The 21,121-nt window shown below is 34.6% G+C and carries 26 protein-coding genes; 2 read left to right on the top strand and 24 right to left on the bottom strand.

The annotated features are described in order from the left end of the window. Position 1: 1 nt before the first annotated feature. The 13 genes from IC221_RS17540 to IC221_RS17480 form a co-directional block, all read right to left on the bottom strand. Positions 2-841, bottom strand: a complete 840-nt coding sequence (locus IC221_RS17540; protein ID WP_188170218.1) for a hypothetical protein — start codon at positions 839-841, stop codon at positions 2-4. 59 nt (positions 842-900) lie between these two features. Continuing rightward, entirely contained in the window at positions 901-2,310 is a 1,410-nt protein-coding gene (locus IC221_RS17535; RefSeq protein ID WP_188170217.1) for a hypothetical protein, read from the bottom strand. A gap of 127 nt (positions 2,311-2,437) precedes the next feature. Next, on the bottom strand, positions 2,438-2,707 hold the full coding sequence (locus IC221_RS17530) for a hypothetical protein (RefSeq protein WP_188170216.1): 270 nt from the start codon (positions 2,705-2,707) through the stop codon (positions 2,438-2,440). Next, complete coding sequence (locus tag IC221_RS17525; protein ID WP_223241419.1) at positions 2,670-4,055, bottom strand: polysaccharide pyruvyl transferase family protein; 1,386 nt, start codon at positions 4,053-4,055, stop codon at positions 2,670-2,672. Before IC221_RS17525 ends, IC221_RS17530 begins: the two co-directional genes overlap by 38 nt. A 53-nt stretch (positions 4,056-4,108) precedes the next feature. Continuing rightward, entirely contained in the window at positions 4,109-4,795 is a 687-nt protein-coding gene (locus IC221_RS17520) for a hypothetical protein (protein WP_188170214.1), read from the bottom strand. A gap of 39 nt (positions 4,796-4,834) precedes the next feature. Next, on the bottom strand, positions 4,835-5,878 hold the full coding sequence (locus IC221_RS17515; RefSeq protein WP_188170213.1) for a hypothetical protein: 1,044 nt from the start codon (positions 5,876-5,878) through the stop codon (positions 4,835-4,837). Positions 5,879-5,900: 22 nt separating this feature from the next. Next, entirely contained in the window at positions 5,901-7,142 is a 1,242-nt protein-coding gene (locus IC221_RS17510) for a hypothetical protein (protein WP_188170212.1), read from the bottom strand. A 10-nt stretch (positions 7,143-7,152) separates the two neighbouring features. Then, positions 7,153-7,428: a hypothetical protein gene (locus IC221_RS17505; RefSeq protein ID WP_188170211.1), complete on the bottom strand. Its 276-nt coding sequence runs from the start codon at positions 7,426-7,428 to the stop codon at positions 7,153-7,155. A gap of 3 nt (positions 7,429-7,431) precedes the next feature. Then, positions 7,432-7,839: a hypothetical protein gene (locus IC221_RS17500; RefSeq protein ID WP_188170210.1), complete on the bottom strand. Its 408-nt coding sequence runs from the start codon at positions 7,837-7,839 to the stop codon at positions 7,432-7,434. Between the two features lie 77 nt (positions 7,840-7,916). Next, positions 7,917-8,567: a hypothetical protein gene (locus IC221_RS17495; RefSeq protein WP_188170209.1), complete on the bottom strand. Its 651-nt coding sequence runs from the start codon at positions 8,565-8,567 to the stop codon at positions 7,917-7,919. Positions 8,568-8,696: 129 nt separating this feature from the next. Beyond that, positions 8,697-9,359 carry a hypothetical protein gene (locus tag IC221_RS17490; protein WP_188170208.1) on the bottom strand — a complete coding sequence of 221 codons (663 nt, stop codon included), beginning with the start codon at positions 9,357-9,359 and terminating at the stop codon, positions 8,697-8,699. Positions 9,360-9,379: 20 nt separating this feature from the next. Next, positions 9,380-10,732 (bottom strand): hypothetical protein, encoded by a 1,353-nt coding sequence (locus IC221_RS17485; protein ID WP_188170207.1) that lies wholly within the window; start codon positions 10,730-10,732, stop codon positions 9,380-9,382. Between the two features lie 4 nt (positions 10,733-10,736). Next, the gene (locus IC221_RS17480; RefSeq protein ID WP_188170206.1) at positions 10,737-12,692 is read right to left on the bottom strand and encodes a cell envelope integrity protein TolA; all 1,956 of its coding nucleotides are present in this window, start codon (positions 12,690-12,692) and stop codon (positions 10,737-10,739) included. Between the two features lie 237 nt (positions 12,693-12,929). Here IC221_RS17480 and IC221_RS17475 point away from each other — a divergent pair, with 237 nt between their 5' ends. Beyond that, a complete protein-coding gene (locus IC221_RS17475) occupies positions 12,930-13,208 on the top strand; it encodes a hypothetical protein (protein ID WP_188170205.1) in 279 nt (92 codons plus the stop codon). Positions 13,209-13,274: 66 nt separating this feature from the next. Here IC221_RS17475 and IC221_RS17470 read toward each other — a convergent pair whose 3' ends face one another. The 11 genes from IC221_RS17470 to IC221_RS17420 form a co-directional block, all read right to left on the bottom strand. Beyond that, entirely contained in the window at positions 13,275-13,508 is a 234-nt protein-coding gene (locus IC221_RS17470; RefSeq protein ID WP_188170204.1) for a hypothetical protein, read from the bottom strand. A 442-nt stretch (positions 13,509-13,950) separates the two neighbouring features. Beyond that, positions 13,951-14,352 carry a protein-export chaperone SecB gene (locus IC221_RS17465; protein ID WP_188170203.1) on the bottom strand — a complete coding sequence of 134 codons (402 nt, stop codon included), beginning with the start codon at positions 14,350-14,352 and terminating at the stop codon, positions 13,951-13,953. A gap of 5 nt (positions 14,353-14,357) precedes the next feature. Further along, a complete protein-coding gene (locus tag IC221_RS17460; RefSeq protein WP_188170202.1) occupies positions 14,358-14,855 on the bottom strand; it encodes a hypothetical protein in 498 nt (165 codons plus the stop codon). Then, entirely contained in the window at positions 14,855-15,268 is a 414-nt protein-coding gene (locus tag IC221_RS17455) for a hypothetical protein (protein ID WP_188170201.1), read from the bottom strand. Before IC221_RS17455 ends, IC221_RS17460 begins: the two co-directional genes overlap by 1 nt. A gap of 307 nt (positions 15,269-15,575) precedes the next feature. Then, entirely contained in the window at positions 15,576-15,800 is a 225-nt protein-coding gene (locus tag IC221_RS17450; RefSeq protein ID WP_188170200.1) for a hypothetical protein, read from the bottom strand. A gap of 151 nt (positions 15,801-15,951) precedes the next feature. Next, positions 15,952-17,250: a toprim domain-containing protein gene (locus IC221_RS17445; protein ID WP_188170199.1), complete on the bottom strand. Its 1,299-nt coding sequence runs from the start codon at positions 17,248-17,250 to the stop codon at positions 15,952-15,954. A 295-nt stretch (positions 17,251-17,545) separates the two neighbouring features. Then, positions 17,546-18,052 carry a hypothetical protein gene (locus IC221_RS17440; RefSeq protein ID WP_188170198.1) on the bottom strand — a complete coding sequence of 169 codons (507 nt, stop codon included), beginning with the start codon at positions 18,050-18,052 and terminating at the stop codon, positions 17,546-17,548. A 60-nt stretch (positions 18,053-18,112) separates the two neighbouring features. Beyond that, on the bottom strand, positions 18,113-18,361 hold the full coding sequence (locus tag IC221_RS17435) for a hypothetical protein (protein WP_188170197.1): 249 nt from the start codon (positions 18,359-18,361) through the stop codon (positions 18,113-18,115). Positions 18,362-18,480: 119 nt separating this feature from the next. Beyond that, on the bottom strand, positions 18,481-19,650 hold the full coding sequence (locus tag IC221_RS17430; protein WP_188170196.1) for a hypothetical protein: 1,170 nt from the start codon (positions 19,648-19,650) through the stop codon (positions 18,481-18,483). A gap of 18 nt (positions 19,651-19,668) precedes the next feature. Further along, entirely contained in the window at positions 19,669-20,010 is a 342-nt protein-coding gene (locus IC221_RS17425; RefSeq protein ID WP_188170195.1) for a hypothetical protein, read from the bottom strand. Next, positions 20,007-20,366, bottom strand: coding sequence for a hypothetical protein (locus tag IC221_RS17420; protein WP_188170194.1), 360 nt, complete (start codon positions 20,364-20,366; stop codon positions 20,007-20,009). Before IC221_RS17420 ends, IC221_RS17425 begins: the two co-directional genes overlap by 4 nt. 190 nt (positions 20,367-20,556) lie before the next feature. On the opposite strand from IC221_RS17420, the gene IC221_RS17415 reads away from it, so the two are divergent. Then, on the top strand, positions 20,557-21,054 hold the full coding sequence (locus tag IC221_RS17415) for a hypothetical protein (RefSeq protein WP_188170193.1): 498 nt from the start codon (positions 20,557-20,559) through the stop codon (positions 21,052-21,054). Positions 21,055-21,121: the final 67 nt, after the last annotated feature.

Below are 21,121 nucleotides of genomic sequence, written 5' to 3'. Positions count from 1 at the left end.
TTTAATTTTTGGATTTAAATGGTTCCAATGCTCTATCTATTGCCTGGGGATTAGGTTGAATAACTTGAATAAGCATCCCTACTTTATTGAGTGCTTCATCTGGGAAAGTCTTCAGAATTTCAGCAATATGATCTATTGCTTTTTCCTTATCTGATTTTTCTTCCGGAAGACTGGCAATCTGTGGCGTAAATTCAGGTTCAGGCACCGATCCAATCTGTTGCTGGTCATAAGTTGGATTGCTCACCTGTGGGATACCCATAAGTCTTGAGGCGAGTTCAACAAAAACAGGTGAATCAACAATACCGTTCAATCCCCCTTTCTTTTCTTTCTCCTCTTTATGTTTTTCCTCCTCATCTTTAAGATCTCGTTTCAAACGGTCAATATCCATTTCGAAACGCCATTTCTCCCTGGTCAGATCATCCACTTCCTTTTTATAATCATCCCTCTGACGAGTGATAGTGATCAACTCATTGTCAAGTTTCATGTTCACACTCTGAAGATGCCTTACCATTAAATCCTGCATCTCTGCAGGTGGAGTCAGGTTTCCAAACCCAACAGGTGCTTGAGGGGAATTATTTTCAGACGATTTGGTAAATCTATACTCAGGTTTCCTCCTTGGTGACTTCCCTTGCATTTTGATAGGAACAATAGAAATCTCATTATCCTCCTCTAACAAATGCTTTGAATCTTCAATCTGATTATATACATCATCAAATGAAGTCACTTCATGGTTTTCGATAAGGACAACCGCTTCATCCTCTTTTTTCCCTTTTTCCTTTAAGAGTATATCAAACTTATCAAAGTTTGCTACCAATGCTCTAGCAATAGTTGTTGAATCCATTATTGTGTGTTAGGTGTTTGTCACCCCACCGCTTTATTAAATTAAAGCGGTAGGATTGTTTAGAATAATCTTTTAAAAAACCTTTTTACTCTATTGTGAGGAAGGTTTTTTCTGAAGCGTTTGAAATGGCTGAAAACACCTCTGCTTCTACCTCTCTTTCTTCTACCTTTGTAAGGCTTTAGCCCATATTTTCTGCGAATTTTAGAACTCGTTAGAAAAATTCGTCTGGCAAAAGGGCTCTTGATTCTTTTCAATTTATCGTAGTATTTCTTCCTTAAAGCTCGCTTTCTGGAACTTAAAGATCTTCGCCTAGAAGTTCTTCTTCTACGGTTGAAAACACCTCTTCTGCTTCTTCTAATTCTTCTTTTACTTTGTCTATACCTCGCACGTTTACGGTAACGTTTTGCAATTTTCCTCATGCGGTTGGCTCTTGAACGGTGTTTTGAATACCCTCTCTTGAATTTCACAGATGCCTTTCTATACCTTGATGCTAAAGCTCTATACTTCTTTGCAAGTGCTTTGTTTTTACGGTTGGCTCTTGCAAGTCTTGTATATCGTTTCGCATATGCTATTGCTCCTTTATACCTCTTGTATAAACGACCATATTTACGTCTGGCTCCTTGATAAGAACGTTTTGTAACTCCGTACTTACGTTTGTAACTATACGCAAACCTTCTGTACTTTGAAGTATTCTTGTAACGCTTACGCATAGTTGCGTTTCTACGTTTTTCCTTTTTCAAAGCACCATAAACACGTACATACTTCTTCTTGTAAATCTTGGCTGTTTTTAAGTACTTCTTTGCTTTTCTTGCAATTCTTTTCTTATCCTTTCCGGAACTGGACAATGAAGATTTATACTTGTAAGCCAGTTTTTTAGCTGTATTATATTTTGAACGAATAGCCTTCAACTCGTTATAAGCCCTTTTGTACTTATTCTTGTAGGCGTTTGCTGTTCTGGAACTGCTCATCCTAGAAAGCTTATGATGCTTTTTGATGAGTGAAGTATATTTCGACTTCCATGCTGACAATGCTTTCTGATAACCCTTTGAGTACGATTTTCTCTCATTGAGCTGCTTTGTCAGTTGTGCAAATTTCCTTTTATAATAGGATAGTTGATTTTGCAAAGACTTATTCGCTATACCTTTACGTTTAGCATAAGCTACTGTCTTATCGTGCTTCTGTTTAATATTCTGAAGCTCTTTTTGCTGCTTATAATCAACGACCTTGTTCTTATTCTGCTCATTCACAAGCTTATGAAGTTCTGCTTTCACTTTTTCAAGCTCTTGAACATTCTTCGCTTTTTCTTGAACAATTTTCTGCTGTTTTGCTGTTGCGGCAGCATTATCCTTCTCAATTGAAAGTGCCGCTTTGTTTTTCTGTTCCCCCATTTTTACTGTAGGGATCATTGTTAGCTTTGGAGTTTTCCTTTTCGCTCCAAATACCTCAGCCAGGCTATCTAATATCGCCATTACTGGATTACTTTATTGTGAATAAATTACTTCATACACTCTAAATCTTTTATTCATAAAGCAATTTTAATCAGACGAGTAGTAGTAGAAAAGTGATACTTTCCTATTTCAATATTTTTGATCTACTTTAATGTTTTTGTTCTTTTCGTGAAGTCGATTCCATAGATTTCTCTTCATTAACGGGTTTAGAATTATCCTTAATAAACAACTCCTTATATTCTTTGATCACTTTGAAGAATAACCACACTAACCCAAAAAGAACATAAAGATCATGAGCTGTAATATTTCCATCACGAAATTCGCCTAAAAAACTAATGTGGGTAGTTGCTGTTACTGCAACAGATGCATAACCGAGTATATCAGCAAACAGTTGTGCTAGAGCTTTTTTTATATCCATCTTCTATTTTAATTTTTGGGTTATTTGATAAACTAAATTCATACACTGCTCTATTCTTGTAGTAACTCCCATCATAAAGAGTAACTTCTTTGTCTAATAAAGATGCAGCAATGGCTACATGTAGTCTGTTAGTATGTACTTCCTGGTACTCATTGATATAATTGAAAAAAGAATCCACCACACTTTTACAGTTTGCACTTCGCCACCAGTCCGCATTGTTCAATGTGACGGATATATCATTGCATGGCTTTCTGCTAATTCCTTCTACACCTTCCCGGAATACCTTTAATACCTTTTTTGAATTTGCTTTAGTGAAAGCATTACTCTCGTATCGTAAGGCCATATCCTCACTCATAAACACATTGATCTTATGATTTATTTTTTTCAGATAGTCATAAGAGATCCTTTCCCTGCAATAAATTGTCAAATTGGACCCCGCTGACCTTAAAAAATCTTCATGCCCTTCAACTGTGCATGGAAGAAGAATCATCTGATTACAGTGAATGATTCCCTCTAAAGCTCGCTTGCAATGAGAATAATAACGAACTAAGCTACCTCCTCCACCATAAATAATAATTTCCTCCTTCAAATTACGGGCATCATACCAGTTGATCACTTCATAATCAAGACCAATTAATTCAAAGTAATCAAAAGTGGACTGATTAATCAGAGCATCCCCAGCATTACCAATGTTCTGAATATAGTAGACCTTTTTACCTTTCAATTTGAATAAGTCAACAAGCACTCTTCCTTTCTCTTGGAATTCAATAGCCTGTAAGGTTGGGGAAATAAACCCTTCCCTTATTTTATGGACAATATCACTGTCAAAAGTTGTATCAGTAACCGCAAATGGATAAGAAGTAGTGTATGTTTTCAATTCATCATAAATCAAGAAATCAGGATATATCTTTTCTGTTTCAGAAAAATCAAAATCTCCAAATTTATCAATAAACTTCAATGCAGCTTCTCTTGTAATACCATAAAATGCCGTTGACTTATAAGCATTTACCCATTCAAAGAAAAGATTTCCCTTTTTCAATTCTTCTTTTCCTCTACTTACTGCATAATTTGAAATAGCACAGCATTGTATGACTTCTGCATCTTCGGGTTTTTCCTTTAGTAGAAGAGCTAGATCTGATTCACTAGGGAGAACAACATCATCCTCAGCAATCCAGAAGAACGGTTCTAATGAACTCGTCCCTTTTTTCATTGCTTTGATATGGGAAGACAAACATAAATACATTTCATCCTGATAAGAATACTTCTCATTGATCTTTATTCCACTGTCTGAAATACTTTGATTTGCTTCAATACGAAAAAGTTTATGCTCAGCTGGCTGGCTAAGCATAAACTCATTTTTATCAGATCTTGATGATAAATTAATATAGTAGATCATTCAATTTATGGCCCTGGGTCCGTTTGAACTTCTGCTACTAATTCACCTACTTCTGATGGATAGTAAAGGTATGCATCCTCTGAATCAACATTTACACCATCATTAAGCTCAAAACCAACACCACCTTCATAATCACCGATAGTTTCAGGCAGTTTATAAAATGGAGCTAAAGCCCCTCCACTGTATGAATCTCTAAGTGCTTGTTCCAAAGGAGTGACTGGAATAAGTGTAATATGTGAATCTAAATTACCTTGGTAATCAATTTCACCATGGAAAAAAATCGCATCGTACTGAGCAAAACAAACACCATTATATTCTGTTCCTAAAATCTCAAGTCTCACCTTGAAAACACCTTTAGGGTAATCTGGTTTACCAGGATCAACATATTCATTAGAGGTATTTTCAGTTGTTTTCAATACAAAGTTATTCTTTGAAGGAAGTTTGATTTTGTTCCAGGATCCTCCTCCATTATTCTCAGTATTAAAGACTTTCCAGTCTGCATTTGTAAGTCCGTTTCCTAAATAATAGAACTGTTTCGTTTCCGAGACATAGGTAAGCATACCTTCATACCTTTGTCCTGCTTGAAGAGCATCTCTTCCTGCAATAGTAAGGAAAGTACTCCTATTGTCAATCGGGCCATTTTTTAGAACCTCAAATGATTCTGGAAATTGTATCGAAGTTTTATTTGACATAATTATGTTAGTTTAATCGGTTATTGATTGATTTTTAAGTTAAAATTGGAATTCATATTGTACATTTTCTGAATACAATAAAGGTGATGTCGTGACATAAACTTCATACTCAATCTCATTACCCAAACTAGCATCAGCAACATCAATTTGCATATTTTTGAAGGTGCCTAATACATTCGCTCCCAAGCCTTCAATGTATTTCACAAATGAAAGTTTACCGTAAGTAGCTGGATAAGCAAATACAAAATACTTACCTGCATAGCTGCTTAAAATATTAAGCTTTTTGTTACTCTTTCCTGTAATGATTTTAAGTAAAGGTCTAATATCATCTGAAATCACTGGGTCTGTATCAACAGCACCGTAGAACATTGCTCTTTGACCTTGGAATACTACTTTTGATGAAGTGATTGTATCGGCCTGAATTGTGTTAGGCCATACCACACCGTCTTCAGTAGTTTTGGTTGCTGTACCTGCTTGATGATCCACTTCAGCTTGAAACTCATTACGACCAAAAGCATTGAATGTAAAGTCATTCGGCAAAGTATCTTGATACGAACCGTTGAATAATAATCGTGCGGCTCCTACCTGATCACCTGCATCATTTTTAATATATGATGCTGAAAAATCAATAGTTAACTCTTCTCCTTCCTCTACTGTCTGAGAAGTTGGAGATAATAAAATTTTAGGCTGTGAGAAGTTGGGAGCCGGTGAAGGTTTCCAAAGCATCAGCTCAATAATATCGGTGATAGGCTTCCCTGCGAGGTCCGCAACAGAGGTACCTTTGGCAATACCTCCCACCTCAACTAAGGTTGGTGTGGTTTTGTCAGTGTCAAAAGAGGCATCAATCTCACCTCCTTCACCTTCAGCTGGCTTAGGTGCGAATTTCTCCCAGTTGGCATTGAGAATACCCCCTTTCAAGATATACACATCACCTACTTCTTTTACATACACCTGCATACCTTCATATCGGACTGCAGCTGAGAAATTATTCAATTCCTCTAAGGTTTCAACAGTATTTCTACTGTCAATAGGTCCATCATGTAGAACATCAAAACCTTGAGGAAAAGCTAAAAAATTAGGCATTTTTTATTATGTTTTGGGTTTATTAAAATTGGAAATTGTAATGCACCAGTTCATTGTATAGTAATACACCTTTGGTAACATACACTTCATATTTTTTTGGGTTAGCAAGAGATGCATCCAGAACATCAATTTGAATATTACCAAATGTTCCAAGAACATTCGCTCCAAGACCTTCCTCATAAGTAATAAGGCTTAGTTTACCGTAAGTAGCTGGATAAGCAAAAACTAGATACTGTTCCTTCCATGCTGTATTTAGGGCAATTCTTTGGTTTTTCTTGCCATCCAGTAAAAGTTCCAGCTGTCTAATGTCTTCACTTGACTGTGGCATATGACCCATTGCCCCGAAGAAAACACCCCTTTGCCCCTGTATCACTACAGTAGAAGACTGTACGGTTCCTGCTTTAATGGTATTGGGCCATTTAATGCCATCTGTTGATGTTTTGAATCCTCCCCCTTGAAGATAAGACTTCTTTGCTCGGAACTCATTACGTCCAAAAATATCTACACGGAAAGTACCAGGTACATTTCCCAAATAAATACCATTCTGGTAAAGTAATGTTGCCCCATAATCAGCTCCGGCATCCTTTTTATTATAGGTTGAAGTGAAATTTACTTCAATTTTTGATCCTTCTTCTACTGTTTTTCCCCCCGGAGAAAGTGAAATACTTGGAGGGTAGAAACTTGGGGCTGGTGATGGTTTCCAAAGCCTTTTTTCAAACAGTTCATTGACGGTTAAACCAATAACTTCTTCAGCTGGTGTACCTTTTGGAATACTGCCGAAATCTTCTAAAGTGGGAATGCCAATTGTGGTATGGAAAACACCGGATGACTGGTAACGCTGACCGTCTATTTTTACGATATATCGAATGGATTGATCAATGGAAGGGTCTCTGATTGCCTCTACTTCAATGATGTAAACTGATTTACCACCTTTCACCCTCAATGATTGTGAAGGACCATAAATGATTTTATCAAAAGCGATAACTAAATCAGCACTTGTATTTCTGTAAATGTATAGCTTGGCTCTCGATCCTGCATTAAGTCTGAAAAACTCTATATCAATTGCATCATTATACAATGTCTCAAACTCAAAATACTCTTTGGCCTGACAATCCAGAAGCAATGTTTTCTCAGGAATGACATAAGTCCTTTTAGGGTGAATAGGAGGATAAACAAAAGTACCGTCACTAACTGCAACCCTTGTTGGTTCAGTTGATTCCGTAATTTTATTCAGTGATAATTTTTGTCCTACTCCACCTAACATTTTTATTCAATTATAGACTTAATACAAACTTGGTAATCTTCAGCAACCCTTTTCCGGTTGTCTTGAACTGTGCGGACATCGTTTTATGAAACTCATAGCCACTTGGAAGTTGGAAAACCCGTGTTTCCCCCGGTGGTAAATCAAAGGGCCTACCACTGCCATCATAACCAAAAAGAGCTACTGTAACTCCTGCATTCTCTACAGAAAAACCCACACAACCATCGAGTGAAAAGGTTTGATTATCCTCAATCATCGTGTCCATTACGATTTCTACTTTTCTGGACATAGGTTACATTTTTTTATCTCTCTCTAAAAGAAGAATAAAGTCATAAGACAATTCAGAAGTAACCTGATTTTGAATTTCTGTTCGGAGTTTTAAAATATGCCCCTCTGCCTTAATATTCACTTTCATAAATCGCTTATCAACCTCCAAACCAGATGCTTCACTGCTAACAAGTGCTTTGTAATGAATGTTGTTTAGGTAATCTTGGTTTTGATCTCCTAACCCTACTCTAAAAAAGGACTGACCGCCATCTGTAATAGGAAATAATGCAATGCCTACACAACGCTGATAAGCATTGTTTAGAACAATATCTTTATACAGTGTTCCGGCTGGTTGCTGGTCAGGAAATGAAATATGCTGTGTCTGATAGAAATATTCCTTGTCCTTCTTTACTGTTTGATTGTTTTCTGCCATATTTCAAAATTTTGTAAAGAAGGAAAAGAGCAGAACCCTTTTCCTTTTTTATAACTTTCAAACTATTTTAAAAATGCTTACTTAGAAGCAGTTTGTACACCCATGAAACGTACTTCGAAGAAGTGCTTTGCTCCATCAGGCATTTCCTTTGAAGGAGAGAACTCAAGTTGAATCTTGATCTCCTTACGTTCTGCTAAAATTATTGGAGTCTGTAACGCTAAAACATCCTCCTCACCCTGCACTTTTGATGATACAGCACCAACGGTAAATCGCTCTACTGGAAGAGAGAATAATGTTTTATTGTCTTGAACCACTTTCAATTTTGCAGGACGAAGTTCCACTGGAATATCCTTCAAAGCGTTATCATAGATAACATTCTGAGCTGTAGCAGTTGCATATTCTGGGTTTTGAGTTACACCGTCTTCCATGAACTCATTGACTTTGGCATAACCAATACGCACACGACCTACAGCGATGTTAACACCGGGATCAGTCATATTGCCTTGTAAATCAGAAACACCTACATCTTTATCGTTGTTGGACAATAAGATGTTGTAAATACCTGCACCTGTTGTGATTTCTGCTCTGTGCAATAAATCGGCTTCCATGAATCTAGCATTTCCTGCTAAAATTTCTTTACGCGTTGCTTCGAAAATAACGCCTTTTTTCTTTGCCGCTCTGAATAAGTGACGTTGTTCTTTAGATGTGTCTACTTTTACACCTGCCATGATAATAGGTCTTTAAAATTTTAGAAATTTGTTAGTCTTAAAAATAAGTAAGGTGAAGTGACTAAGTTCACCCTACTTTGCTTGTATGAATAGAGATTTGAGTGTTTTTTGTTTGTTATCGGAGTACCTTTAGCTCATTGCCATAATAGCTTCGTCCTCCCCGTTCAGACCATCAAGATCTTCGTCTAAATCGTCAATCTCTCCCAATCCGTCAAGGTCGTCTTCATCGTCAAGATCACCTAAACCGTCTAGGTCTTCAAGATCGTCCGCATAGTCTAAACCTGTCAGATCTTCAATGTCTGCTTCGCCTAAACCATCAAGATCATCCAAATCATCATCTAATGAACCCATTGGTAAACCTCCTACCTGGAATAAATTACCATGTTCATCTTGACGGAACTGATTGCCGGAAATACCATTCTGACTTTCCACCATGTACATCTGACCATCAGGACCATAGACTAATTCACCGCTTCCAAGACCATCTAATCCTGAAACAGCATTACCTGCTATTGGTGCTCCTAGATAGTTTTTCATGAATGGGAATTTTTCTACTGTTTTTGGGTTAGATACAAAACCAGTTGCCCCTGCTGCTACAAGAGCAGTACCTAAATGAGCAAGGTAAGGATTCTTGCGGTCTGCTTTTGATGCTGCTAATCCACCGGCTACAATTGCAGCAACGGCAACTAAAGGCTGCTCACTGTATCCGAGTACTTTTTTACCCACGATGGCACCCACCGTTACGGCTCCGGCCCCAATAGCGGCCTGTTTTAAATTTTCCTTATCGAACATTTGTTAATAAAATTAAGTTTTCAGGAATTTGAACCCGCTATTAATGCAAGGAGCCCTATAGCTCCGTACATCAATAGGTTACTGTTAGTTTTTGAGTTTAGATGTTGTTTATTTTCAGCTATTAATGCCTGATACTTTGCAAGCTTAAGTGCCTTGTCTGTTTTGTTTTTCACTTCGCTTTGTGATAACAAAGTATCAGAATTAATAGTATTTTCAATCTTTGAATAATCACTCACTTGCTTTGCAGTTGCTGCACCGCCAGCTTTGTTTTCAAGACGAACAAGCCTTTCAAGTTCAGTCCTTTCAATCTTACCTGAATTATGCTTCTGTACTGTTAATTGAGTAATCAGTTCGGTTTCACTTTTCTGTGCTGTTCTTTGAGCTTCATTACTCGCTTCGAGCTTGGCAATTTTATGAAAGTCTTCCTTATAAACACCCTTGGAAAGGGCCTCCATTGCCCTTGCATTCGCATTGAGGTCAGTCAGTTTTTGAACATCTATTGCATTCATCTGAAACATTCTGATATTCTTGATCAAATCCTGATGATCAACACCAATTTTCTGAGCATTTTTCACGATGCCGAGAAGTTCAGATAAATTTAATTTCTTACGGCTTGCAAATTGCTTCACCTGATCACCTAACACTGAAAGCTGTTGATGGGCTTTCAATAACTGCTGCTTAGCAATTGCTTGATTAACCTGCTGCTTCTTTAGGTTTTTCAATTGTTCAGAAGTAGCGTTTTTGTCAACGGCCAATACTTCTTTTTTAAGTGTGACCTTTTTTCCAGTAGGTGCAACCTTACGGCCTTTCACCATCTTGGTAACTTTCTTCTTCACTGGAATTTTCCTAGCAGGGTTTTTCGGATCAGGAATCAAGTCAACAAGAATACTTGCCGCTGTTGCTATCAAACCGATTGGACCAGGAACAAAACTCAGTATAGGAGCGATCACTTTTACTATTTTCTTAAAAACAGGAAGTACTTTTTTGTATAGAAACTTACCGGCATTTTTTACACCTGTCCATACAGCCCTTCCTACTCTCTTGATTCCTCTCCAAGCAGCTCTCGCTACTCGTTTCACTCCTTTAACCACTTTTCCGGCTACTTTACCAACAAACTTGCCTACTTTTCGAACCGTTCGTTTAATGCCTTTCCATAACCTCCTGAAGAAACCTAACTGATGCTCTCCATTCAGTGAACTGACTACAGGCTCGTAGAAGTATTGCCCGTCTGACAATACAATGTCTTTATCGTTTTTGTGCAAGCCTATCAGATGGGAAAAGTAAAAAACTTCACCTCCCCCAGCATTGATACCAGATAGATCACCTTCACAGAACGATAGAGAATTATATATTTTATGATGACCAAAAACCATAAGATCAGGTCATTTTCATATACACTAATGCGGCAGCTGCTAAACCTCCCATAATCAAGAGATTTTTATTATTATCTGCTCTTTGTCTTTCTTCTTGCTCCTTCAGCTGCATTTGCTTCTGAATGTAAAGACGAGTTTTTGCATTTTCTAACTTAGCCTGCTGTTCTGCTGTTTTTTCAACATCTTCTTTAGTGGCTTTCCCTACCATTGCGGCCTTCGCTTCTAGTTTTGCAATCTTCTGTGACAAAGAAAGTGAAACTCCGTTGGCCTTGGCTTCCGCTTTTGCGATTCGCTGTGCTTCAGCTAGATCAATTTTTTTTGCACCAGCCTGTTCCGCATACAACTGTGCAAGAAGTTGAGCATCTTCTTTTGATGCCGTTTTTCCTGCTGCTTCTGCCGCATACAACTGTGCAAGTTTATGTGCTTCCTCTTTTGTTGTGCCTTTTGCCAGTGCTGCTACAGCTGCACGTTTTGACGAAATATCTGCATACTTCTGCACTTCTTCAGGTTTCATAGAATACGACCTGATATGTTTGAGCATATCATCGTGCGTAACTCCTGCTCCCTGTGATGCTTTTACAAGTGCTAGTATTTCCCTTGTATCTAGTTTTCCGTCTGCTGATGCTGATTGAAGAGTCTGATTCAATTGCTTCTGAGCATTCAGCTCTGCATTCAATTGATTCACCTTCGCATTCACCTGACTGACAACCTGCCCTACTTGAGTATTTTTCAGTCCAAAGGCAGATGAAAGCATATTGGCTGTACTCCCTGCTTTATTCAGCCAGTTCAGATTTAAGTTACCTCCTACAGGGGTTACTTTCGCCACTGAACTATTAAACGGCCCAATAATAGGTTTCTTCGGGTTAAACATCTGCTCTTTGGTGATGCCTTTCACAAACCTTGGGTCTGCTTTGAATCTGGGTTTTCCACCACCACCAGTAGCAGCACTTGCAACGTCAGCAACCTTGGTTAATTTTTTCTTGGTAAAAAGACTTTTGGCCCCTTTCCATATTTTTCCTCCTACTGTTTTTACCGCGGTCCAGATTTTACCGAAAAAACCTAAACCATAGACAGATCCTAAACCTCCAAAGCCTCGTAATGGTGAATAAAGCTCTCCATTACTTTCTAAGACAATTTCATCACCATGCATTGCTTGAAGCTGTGCTCCTTCAGCACTGTAAAACACCTCACGCTCATCCAGACCGTAAATAGTACCGTCAAGACCTTTCAATAAGCACTTACATACTAGGTTTTTACTTCGAATAGATCGATTCACCGGCTGAAAACCGTTCAAACCATTCATGTAACGTATTAGTAATCCATCTACGCCTGATAAACCTGTTCCATTCATGCCTTTTGATTTTAATACTGTTAAGTCATGTTTACCCGTGTAAATCTTTTCATCGTCAAACCTGTCCATTACTGGATCTATGGTCCAGTACTGTTTTCTGTCATTCATGTTTGCACCTGCAAACTTGGGAACAACTACATAGATATGTTGAAAATAAGATCTATGGTAATATTTGGTCTTTCGAAATGTATGTGGTATTCCCAAATTGGAAAGTACCGAAGAAATAAAGATCGAATAACAATCACAGTCAACACCTGTTTTTCGGTCAGACCAGCTTCGGGCAGGTCGTCTCAACTGTTCCTCTCCTGGGTCATCCTGTTGGTACTGTATATGATTGTACATAAAATCAAACAGTGCATGAAGAGTAGATTGTATATCACTTTTCTTTATCCATTTTGAAAACTTCAGCGTATCTCCTTTTGTCTTTTCAACAATCTGTTTCATAAAACCGATTGTATCAAAAGTGCTTCCGTTCTTATGCAGAATCGGATCACTTCGCTCAGGTGACGGAAACAGGTAGTCATACTCGTTTCCTGACTGAATTCTTCGCTTTTTATCTGCTGTAACACCCAAACCGCCATTCAAGTATCTTACTTGATGTTGGCTCATAATTTCGTTGTCTCTATCTTAATTCTTGGGCAAGAACGCACCATTTTTTTGTTTGGTAAAGAGGTGCTTATCCAGATAAACTAATTTGATGAAATAAAATCAGGAAATCAGGTTTATGGTATTTTGATCTAATTCTACGTATTTGATCTAGTTTGATGTTTTTACTTTTTTTATAATATTTTACTAGAACAGAAATTATTAACTTTAATACTTCAGATAACTTAAATTCAACTAAATATGATTCCTGGTAGAGATAAAATATCCAATAGTGACTTCATTAAGATGCTCAATCAAAACATCCATTTTGATATTAAAAACAAGTTTATTGAGGAATTCAAAAAGGGAACTGTTGTATTTCAAAAAAAGCAAATTGCTGCAATGCTAAATATCAATGAAGGCTCATTTAACTATCAAGTAAGACAGTTAGGCTACGATAGCCGTAGAATAATTAAACGTAAAGATGTTATCGATATCCTCAATGAATTATTTCAAATTGACTTACTCGAAGAGGATTAAAAAAAGCCAGTACTTTGTACTAGCTTTTTTTACTTGATTTCTAACTTTCCATCTTCTAATTATCTATTAACCCATTCCTTCTTTATCTTCAGAAACTTCTTCTTCATACTCCTCTCCAGTATCTAAATGGTTCATCTCCATTAGATCTGCAATTCGTTTAAGTTGAATTCCCTGAAGAATAGTACCAACAACGCCCGGATGTTGTGCATTCTTTTCACCCAAAGTACTTCTTATAGCTTCTTGTACCTCAGAGATTGCCTCTTTGTAATCTTCAACAATTTCTTCATTAATGTTTTCCATCTTAGTGATTCAATTAGTGTTCTAATTCTTTAAGAACTCTAAGATAGATTCATGAATATTACATGTAAAGAGATAGTAATGTGGATGCATTAATTTGATCTGGTTACGTGTATTTGATTTGGATATACACCTTAATATAATTTCAGTATTGAAGAATATTAAAAATGAACGTAGTAATAACGTAAATACAACGTAAAATGTAAATTTAAATACTCTTAGAGTTTATTTTAATACGTAGTATGGATGTAATCCTAGCGTGAAGAAAGCTTGATAATAGGTGTTTTATCAGGTATAAATTTTAGGTAATCTATAAAAAAAGACTCCTCATGAAATGAAAAGTCTCATCTGATTATTGATGTAAACAATATTAGTGAGTGCAATTTGAACGTAATATCGTTTTAATTCAGAGTTTAGATGTTTTCTAAAGCAAAATTAATATATATTATTTTTCTTTTTTTGCTAACTCAACAAAGTTTACTGGAGGTAGTAATATAGGTTGAATACCTGCTTTCATAGATAAACCAGATAAATGTTCTCTTATGAATGGAAAAATAATTGCCGGAGCATTTATATTACCAAAACTTTCTAAAGGAATACTATTATCTTCACTAAATTCAAAACTACCAGCCATCTTTATTTCAGATGAAATAATAGTTTCAGAGTTAATTGTTGTATTAAAATTTAACGATACTGTAACAATTAATAGGTTTTTATTTACATTATTATTTATATCAATATCGATATTATTTTTTAATTCTTTATTTGAAAAATCAATATTAGATGCCCTCTTAAAAGAACTTTCAATTAAGATTATGTTTAATAATCTATATGTATTTTTTTCCATAATTTTTAAGCAGCAAATGCAAAGTAACTTTCTTCTTCCTGATTAATGATAACAGGTCTCTCCTCAATTCCCTGTATAGTACTACTATTCAATTGATTAGCAATATTATTGAGGGAATTATAATTTTCAAAAATTTCATTCATTGACTTCTTTAATGTTAAATTAAAATCAAGTTCAATATTATCTGACCAAATGTTTGTACTAAAAGCAAAACTTTTTTGTTCATAAAAATCTCCTTCAACTAAATAAATTGGATTAGATACATCTATTAAACAATTATCCGAAACAAAAACTATTTCTTCATTGGGGTATCTCTCAATGAATTCCATAATAAATTCTGTTTCAAACTTTTGATAATCTTTATCGTTATAAAAACTTTTACCAGGAAGTACTTTTATATAATTTGAGCTTGAATAGCTATCAATTTCATAACTCACCTTCAACTGAGGAAAATTTGTAACTAAATTACTAATTTTTTTTTCTATGTATTCTTTAGCTTCCATTATACTTTAAATTTCTCTTCTAATAAATCAATAATTCTTTTAGATAAATCTAATCCACCTTTTGCTCTTGACTCAATAATTATTTGGTTTTTATAATCTGATTGAATTCTTAAACTTTTCAATTGTCCAAAAAAATTATTAAAATCACGAACAGACATAAAATCTCTAGTTACTAATTCACGGGTTATTAAATTTTTCAACCAATTGTGAAACCCTTTTTCTTCATTAGATCCCGTTTGAGATTCACTATCAATGTCAGATTCAGATTTATTAAAATCGTTTAACAAAATATGCAACATTAGTTGAATATTACTATAATACGAACAATGTATACTTGGAGAGTATAATTTATTATTAATTAAGGTCCCAGCACTTTTTTGATTTTGCTCAGATTTTTCTTTCCAATCACTCATTTTAAACCCAATTTATTGCAAAATAATATTTTCCTATTAAAAGCCATGAGAAGTTTAGCTAATTTTTGTAAACATACTATTACATTAGTTATGAACTTTTATAGAAATAAAACATTATTAATAAATGCCAAATAGAACAATACAGATAATACTATTTTAACTAAGCCTACATAAATGATCAATATAGATTACTCATAAATTTATCTTAATAAAGTCCAAAACTACGCGTATTAAATTTTGTACTCATAAAAATATAATACGCGTAACAATATAGATAATTTCTAAGATTAGAATTAATTGGCAAATATCATGATTGACGCCCTAAAATTTCATCACCTCTAATTGAAATATTACTTGTGATAGGGTTTCCATTTATATCTCCTTTCGAAGTTAAATGTTGAAGAATTGCAGCTCCAATCTCTTTAATTTTATTTTCATCAAAAGTAGTTTCAGTACGTTCTATTTCACCATTTACTTGAGCTATACTATTCTCATAGGTTATGGTCAAATTCGTGAATTTTATTTTTTTCATAAGTTTGTTATTAGTTTCATTCTAATAAAATAATAGCAACGCAAAAAGTATATTTCAGTTAAGAACCAAAATCAATGCTATATAAATGCCGTCTAAATTATAATTTTTTCTGTGTTTATACTTAATTAAAGTGAAAAATTATTCCATAATTTCACAAAATCGTATTATCCACACCTTTCACTGCCTGGTTATAATAAAAAGTGACAGATTGAATTACCCCTTCAGCTTTTTGCTTCATTACCCTATCATACATTATTTTAAAACCCGAAAAATTAGAGATTAACTCATCAATAGTTTCATTGTATTTTAATTTCTTTTGGTGCTTTTCTCTTTCTTCTTTTGTATCTAAGGAATACCAATATTTCGAAGCTAAATCATCTGTCATATGTACAGAAGTTGACTTCTTATATAGTACTAAAGCCTTAAAAATTGATTCCTTGAAACTCGCATTATATCTCAACGATTTTTGATCTATGGCTCCTCGCTCTGCTTGATGCCTTACAACCTTATCATTGATATCTTTAAAACCCTCAAAGAATGGTCGGCAATCGTTTACCAAAATTCTTTTGCTTTCTATTTTAGATTGTAAAGATTGTATGATTTGTGTTCCTGCTTCGTCATTATCAGTATAGCAATGGAACGTATGGTAATGATTTGTCAACCTTTCAAAGTACTGTTGAAATACAGCCGTTGTATTGAGAATTATGATATCCGTATTAAAAATTAAATCTGCTCTATTTGTGTAGTTTAAAATGGAAAGAAAATCAATCATACTTTCGAAGATTGTTACTTCTTTTACTGTTGTTTCATACCTTTTACATCTTATATAAGTTAGATCTTTTTTACCAATAGAGGACTTAAATCTTTTATCTATAGACATTGAGGTCAACTCCCAACCACCTGACATATTTTTCCACCCTATTGCAAAAAATGGCTTCCCATCTTTTCTTAAATTACCGTTAGATTTATAAAGTACCACCGACATATGATTTGCTGCATCATTTGGATTAATACCTCTGCTCTTTAAATATTTTATTGCCATACTATTTTTTAAAAGATCTTTATGGCTTACATATTCGTTTTGTGAAGCCTGATAGACCTCTCCTTCGTTGATTGTTTTTGCTTGTATATCATGAAAAGTTTCTGTCATTTTAGAATGATCTGCAACAGGTGTTTCATTATACAACATTCGGTAAGCTTCTTTATCTGATACATTTTTCATTTTTACCACTAGATCCGCAATATGACCTCCTATGCCAGTTGAGTGATCAAACCATACATCTTTTTGTATATCCACTTTAAAACTAGGATTTGAATCACTTCCAGTAATTGGAGAACTATACCAAAACTCCTTACCTCCTTTTCTTATTTTTTTAGGTATATGGTTCTGCTTGAATAAATATTCTGCAATTGTTGGTAACTGCGTTGGTAACTTTTTTTCTTTTTTCATATTTGAAATCTTTATTTAGTATGTACTTAGAATGAAAAACTTAGAATTAAGAGACTTAGAATGAGTACTTAGAATTATAAGTTTTAACAGTCTTTACCCATTATGACTATTAATGAGTCTGTATTTTGAGGCAAATGCATTAAAGTTTAGGGTGTAGGATATCAGGCCACTTTTGTGTGGCTTTTCTTTTTTCAAGTTTTTGAGTTTCCCTCAGCTGATCAACACTGAGAGGAATACGTCTATTCACTACTCAAAAAACAATTATATTTCTTTATGATGCCTAACTCTTAGAGTGTTACAATGAAACGATAGAATGCAATAGGAAAATGGCCCAAAAGTTTTGCTCATTTTTAGAAATAACAATCACCCCAGCTTCTTCTAACCGGTTATAATGCCTTTGTAACCGTTCGTAATCTGCTTTTGTGTAATTACCTCGTGTCTTAATCTCTTTTGTGCTAATTGACTTGCACATCGCCATTGGTGGTAAATCTAATTGTACATATTTCTTTCCTTCAATAATTTTTGATTTACCCTTTACTTTCTGATCATTTGCAAACCTATATCCTAAATATGCTGTAAAGATCTTATCAGCACGCATAAAGTGCATATCTTTTACAGATTGCTTTTTGGGTGCATCACCCCTATTGTCATTATATACTTCTACCTGTATGTTATATTTAATAAGGTGATCTCTTAGATTATTGGCTGTCTCGATAAAAATATCTTTACGTTCCTTTCGAATTCTTTCAGGTGCTGTACGTACTTCTTTGTTATCGGTTGTAACCGTAACTATATTATTCATTTTATTTTTGCTAAATGTGTGACTGTGTATTGCCTGTGTAATCGTGTATCGACTGTGTGTTTACCAATCAAAAGACATAAACTGCATTAAATTCTGTTTGTCCAATCCATTAAGAAAGTCCAAAGTATTTTTAGAATACACGAATGTTCTATAGAGGTGCTGTCCTGATTCACCAAAACATTTATTAAAGTGATGTTCTTTCTCTGTCGGTGAACTGCATTTTATTCTACTTTCAAAATCTTTTACTTTACCAATGAACATATTTATTGTGATATAAGACTGACGCTCATTTATTATAGAATTACTCATTATGATTAAATTTTTAACACAAACTTTCTACTGTGTTTTACACTCTACACAAACAAACATATTGTGTAGGTCTGTGTAAGAGTGTGTAAACAACATAAAAGTGAACCGCTAAGCTTTACCTAACTAATTTTGCTATTACTGAAATCTAATTCTGATTGTCCTGGGTTGGTATAATGAGGACGATGTTCATTATTGTATTTATCCTTACAATTACCATCTCCTTTATTACAACAAAACTTCTGAGAAGGGTGCTTTGCCTTGAAACTTCTTCCACAAGTGAGGCAAACTTTCTGGTTCTTATCTGGTAGGGGAGCTGAAAAACCTATTCTACTTTCTTCTTTCTTTTCCTCCACATTTGGAGGTCCAAACGCGCTAATGGAATAGGCACTTTGTTGAGGAACGTGAAAGTTACCTGCATTACTCGTTTGTTGATTCTGATGAGCTAATTGATAACTAATTTTACCAGCTATTTTTTCCGCAAACTTTGATTCAACTGAATAACAATAAAACAAGGATAACCATAAGGTTACTTCAAATAAAATGGAAAGACTCATAGCAATGGATTCCCAAAATTGAAAGTTCTCTGAATTATTAGATAATTCTTCCTGCTCCAATTGCGATAAGTCATTTAATTTGCTTACCCTTTCCTTTTCTAAAACTGCTTTTCTATCTTCTACATTTGTAAGTTTTTTTCTTACAGCTAGATTTGAAATATTTATCTTCCCTTTGTAGCTAACGGAGTTAATATATTCTTTTGTTTCTTGATTTATCTTCAAAATTGCATTTTCGAAATCATCATTCACTTTTTGTCTTTCCTCCTTATAATTCATTTTTATAGAATTGGATTGATCTGCGAGATATTCACCCCATTTCGCACCCCCAAGAGTGGAAGTAAAAGCAGAAACCAGCCCAAGTAAAACAATAAAAAAGATAAGAGATGTGGAATACTTTTTAGTATTATAATGTTTGGCTAATAATCTTTCTAAGCTAAATCGCTTTGAAAGTTCAATCAACCCGAGTAAAAGAATACTGGCCACTAACAGTACAATTACAAAACCTCTATTATTATGAAGATCAATAATAAATGAAATTGGTAGAAAAGCAGCTAATAAGAAGCTGATAATTTGAGCTATAAAACTCACTCCTTTAATAAAAAGAGGAGGGGTACTTTTTTCTTCTTTAGAATACTTATTATGTATTCTCAAAGCTTCATTAAGTTGACCTTGTTGTTTAAGCCAATTGGCTTCATGATCTTTTTGATTTTGAATTTGATCAAACACATCTTTCATAGTTATTGTATTTAGGTTTTAATCCACCACAATTATTTTCCAGCCCTCTTTTTCATAGTAAGTAATTAAAGCCCAAGTTCTAATAACAATATCTTTCACTGATTTATGATACCCATTAATACCTGATTTACTACCACGAAGAAGAAAAATGTAACCTTCAGAGTCAAAGTTTAAATCGAATATACCTTTATTAGATACCACTTTTATTTTTCTATAATCAATAGTATCAAGGTCAAAATTTGGCAATAGATCCACTTCCTCAAATGAAGAGGACAAAGAATTATCTTTATCTATTCCACTTTTTTCGATCTTATTTAAGTCAAGGTTGTCTAAAGAGCAATTATAGCTTGTTCTGTTCATTTGTAGTTTGTTGGTAAAAGTATTATCTGACCAGCTTTTAAGTCATTTGCGTTTGCCACATCATTTAGTAAAAGCAACAAACAAAAGTTTACTTCATGAGTTTCTGCAACTCTCCACCACGACCATATATCGTTGGGGTTATAATCAGGAATTACAAACTCCTTTATTTCATAACACCGTTTCAATCGATGTACCTCCGCAATCATTTCAAAAGTAAATTTACAGATTGAGAAAGTGCTTAATACAGCGTTTCCAGCCTTATCATTATTTTTGATAGGCATTATTTCTACAAAACTTGATAATACTACTGTTAATAATATCATAAGAATTGCATTTGAAACTTTAAAATGTTTCATTTGTTGTACATTTTTATTTAAATGATAAAAGGTCACGAGGGTTGCAGCCCGTTATGTGGCCTTTTTTATTATTAAAGATTTTTTTTAACTTTGTATAAGTAAATCTTTAACTCAAAGATATAAGGTTAAATTTAATAATTCAAACTTTGATTTAATATTTTTATAATGTTTAATTTAAATTATAACAATTATGAGCGAAATCTCAGAAAGAATTATACAATTGTATGATTTGGATACTTGGGGAAAATCAAAGGAACTTGCTGATAGAATGGGGGTTAGTAAAATCACAGTAAATAATTACAAGAACTGTGAAACTCCTCCACAAAAATTAATTCAGCAAATAACAAAAGACTTTGATGGTAAAGAAGGGCGACCTTTAATCAATTGGAATTGGCTTTTTTCTGGTGTTGAACCTATGTTTAAAGAAGTTTCTGAAACTCCTTTGGAACCTAAACCAGAAAAAAGAGAAGATAAATTAGATAAAATACTTTCTAAAGTAGATCTTATGGAAGATTACATAAAGAGACTGGAAAGTAAGTTTAAAGAATCTGAGATGAGAAACCGTCTTATGATGGATGGTTTAGGCTTTCGGCTCACTAACTTAGAAGGTGGAGATTTGAGCGTGGGAAAGCTAAATGATGGTTCATTAGGAGTTACTGTCGCTAAGGTTTATAAACCTGTTGCATAACTTCGATCAATCAACCAAGAATACTAATATTTTAGTATCGCGGTCGTGAATCATCAACATAAATGAT

Source organism: Flammeovirga sp. EKP202 (genome assembly GCF_014534745.1).
Classification (GTDB): domain Bacteria; phylum Bacteroidota; class Bacteroidia; order Cytophagales; family Flammeovirgaceae; genus Flammeovirga.
This window is presented reverse-complemented; position numbering and strand designations above follow the sequence as displayed.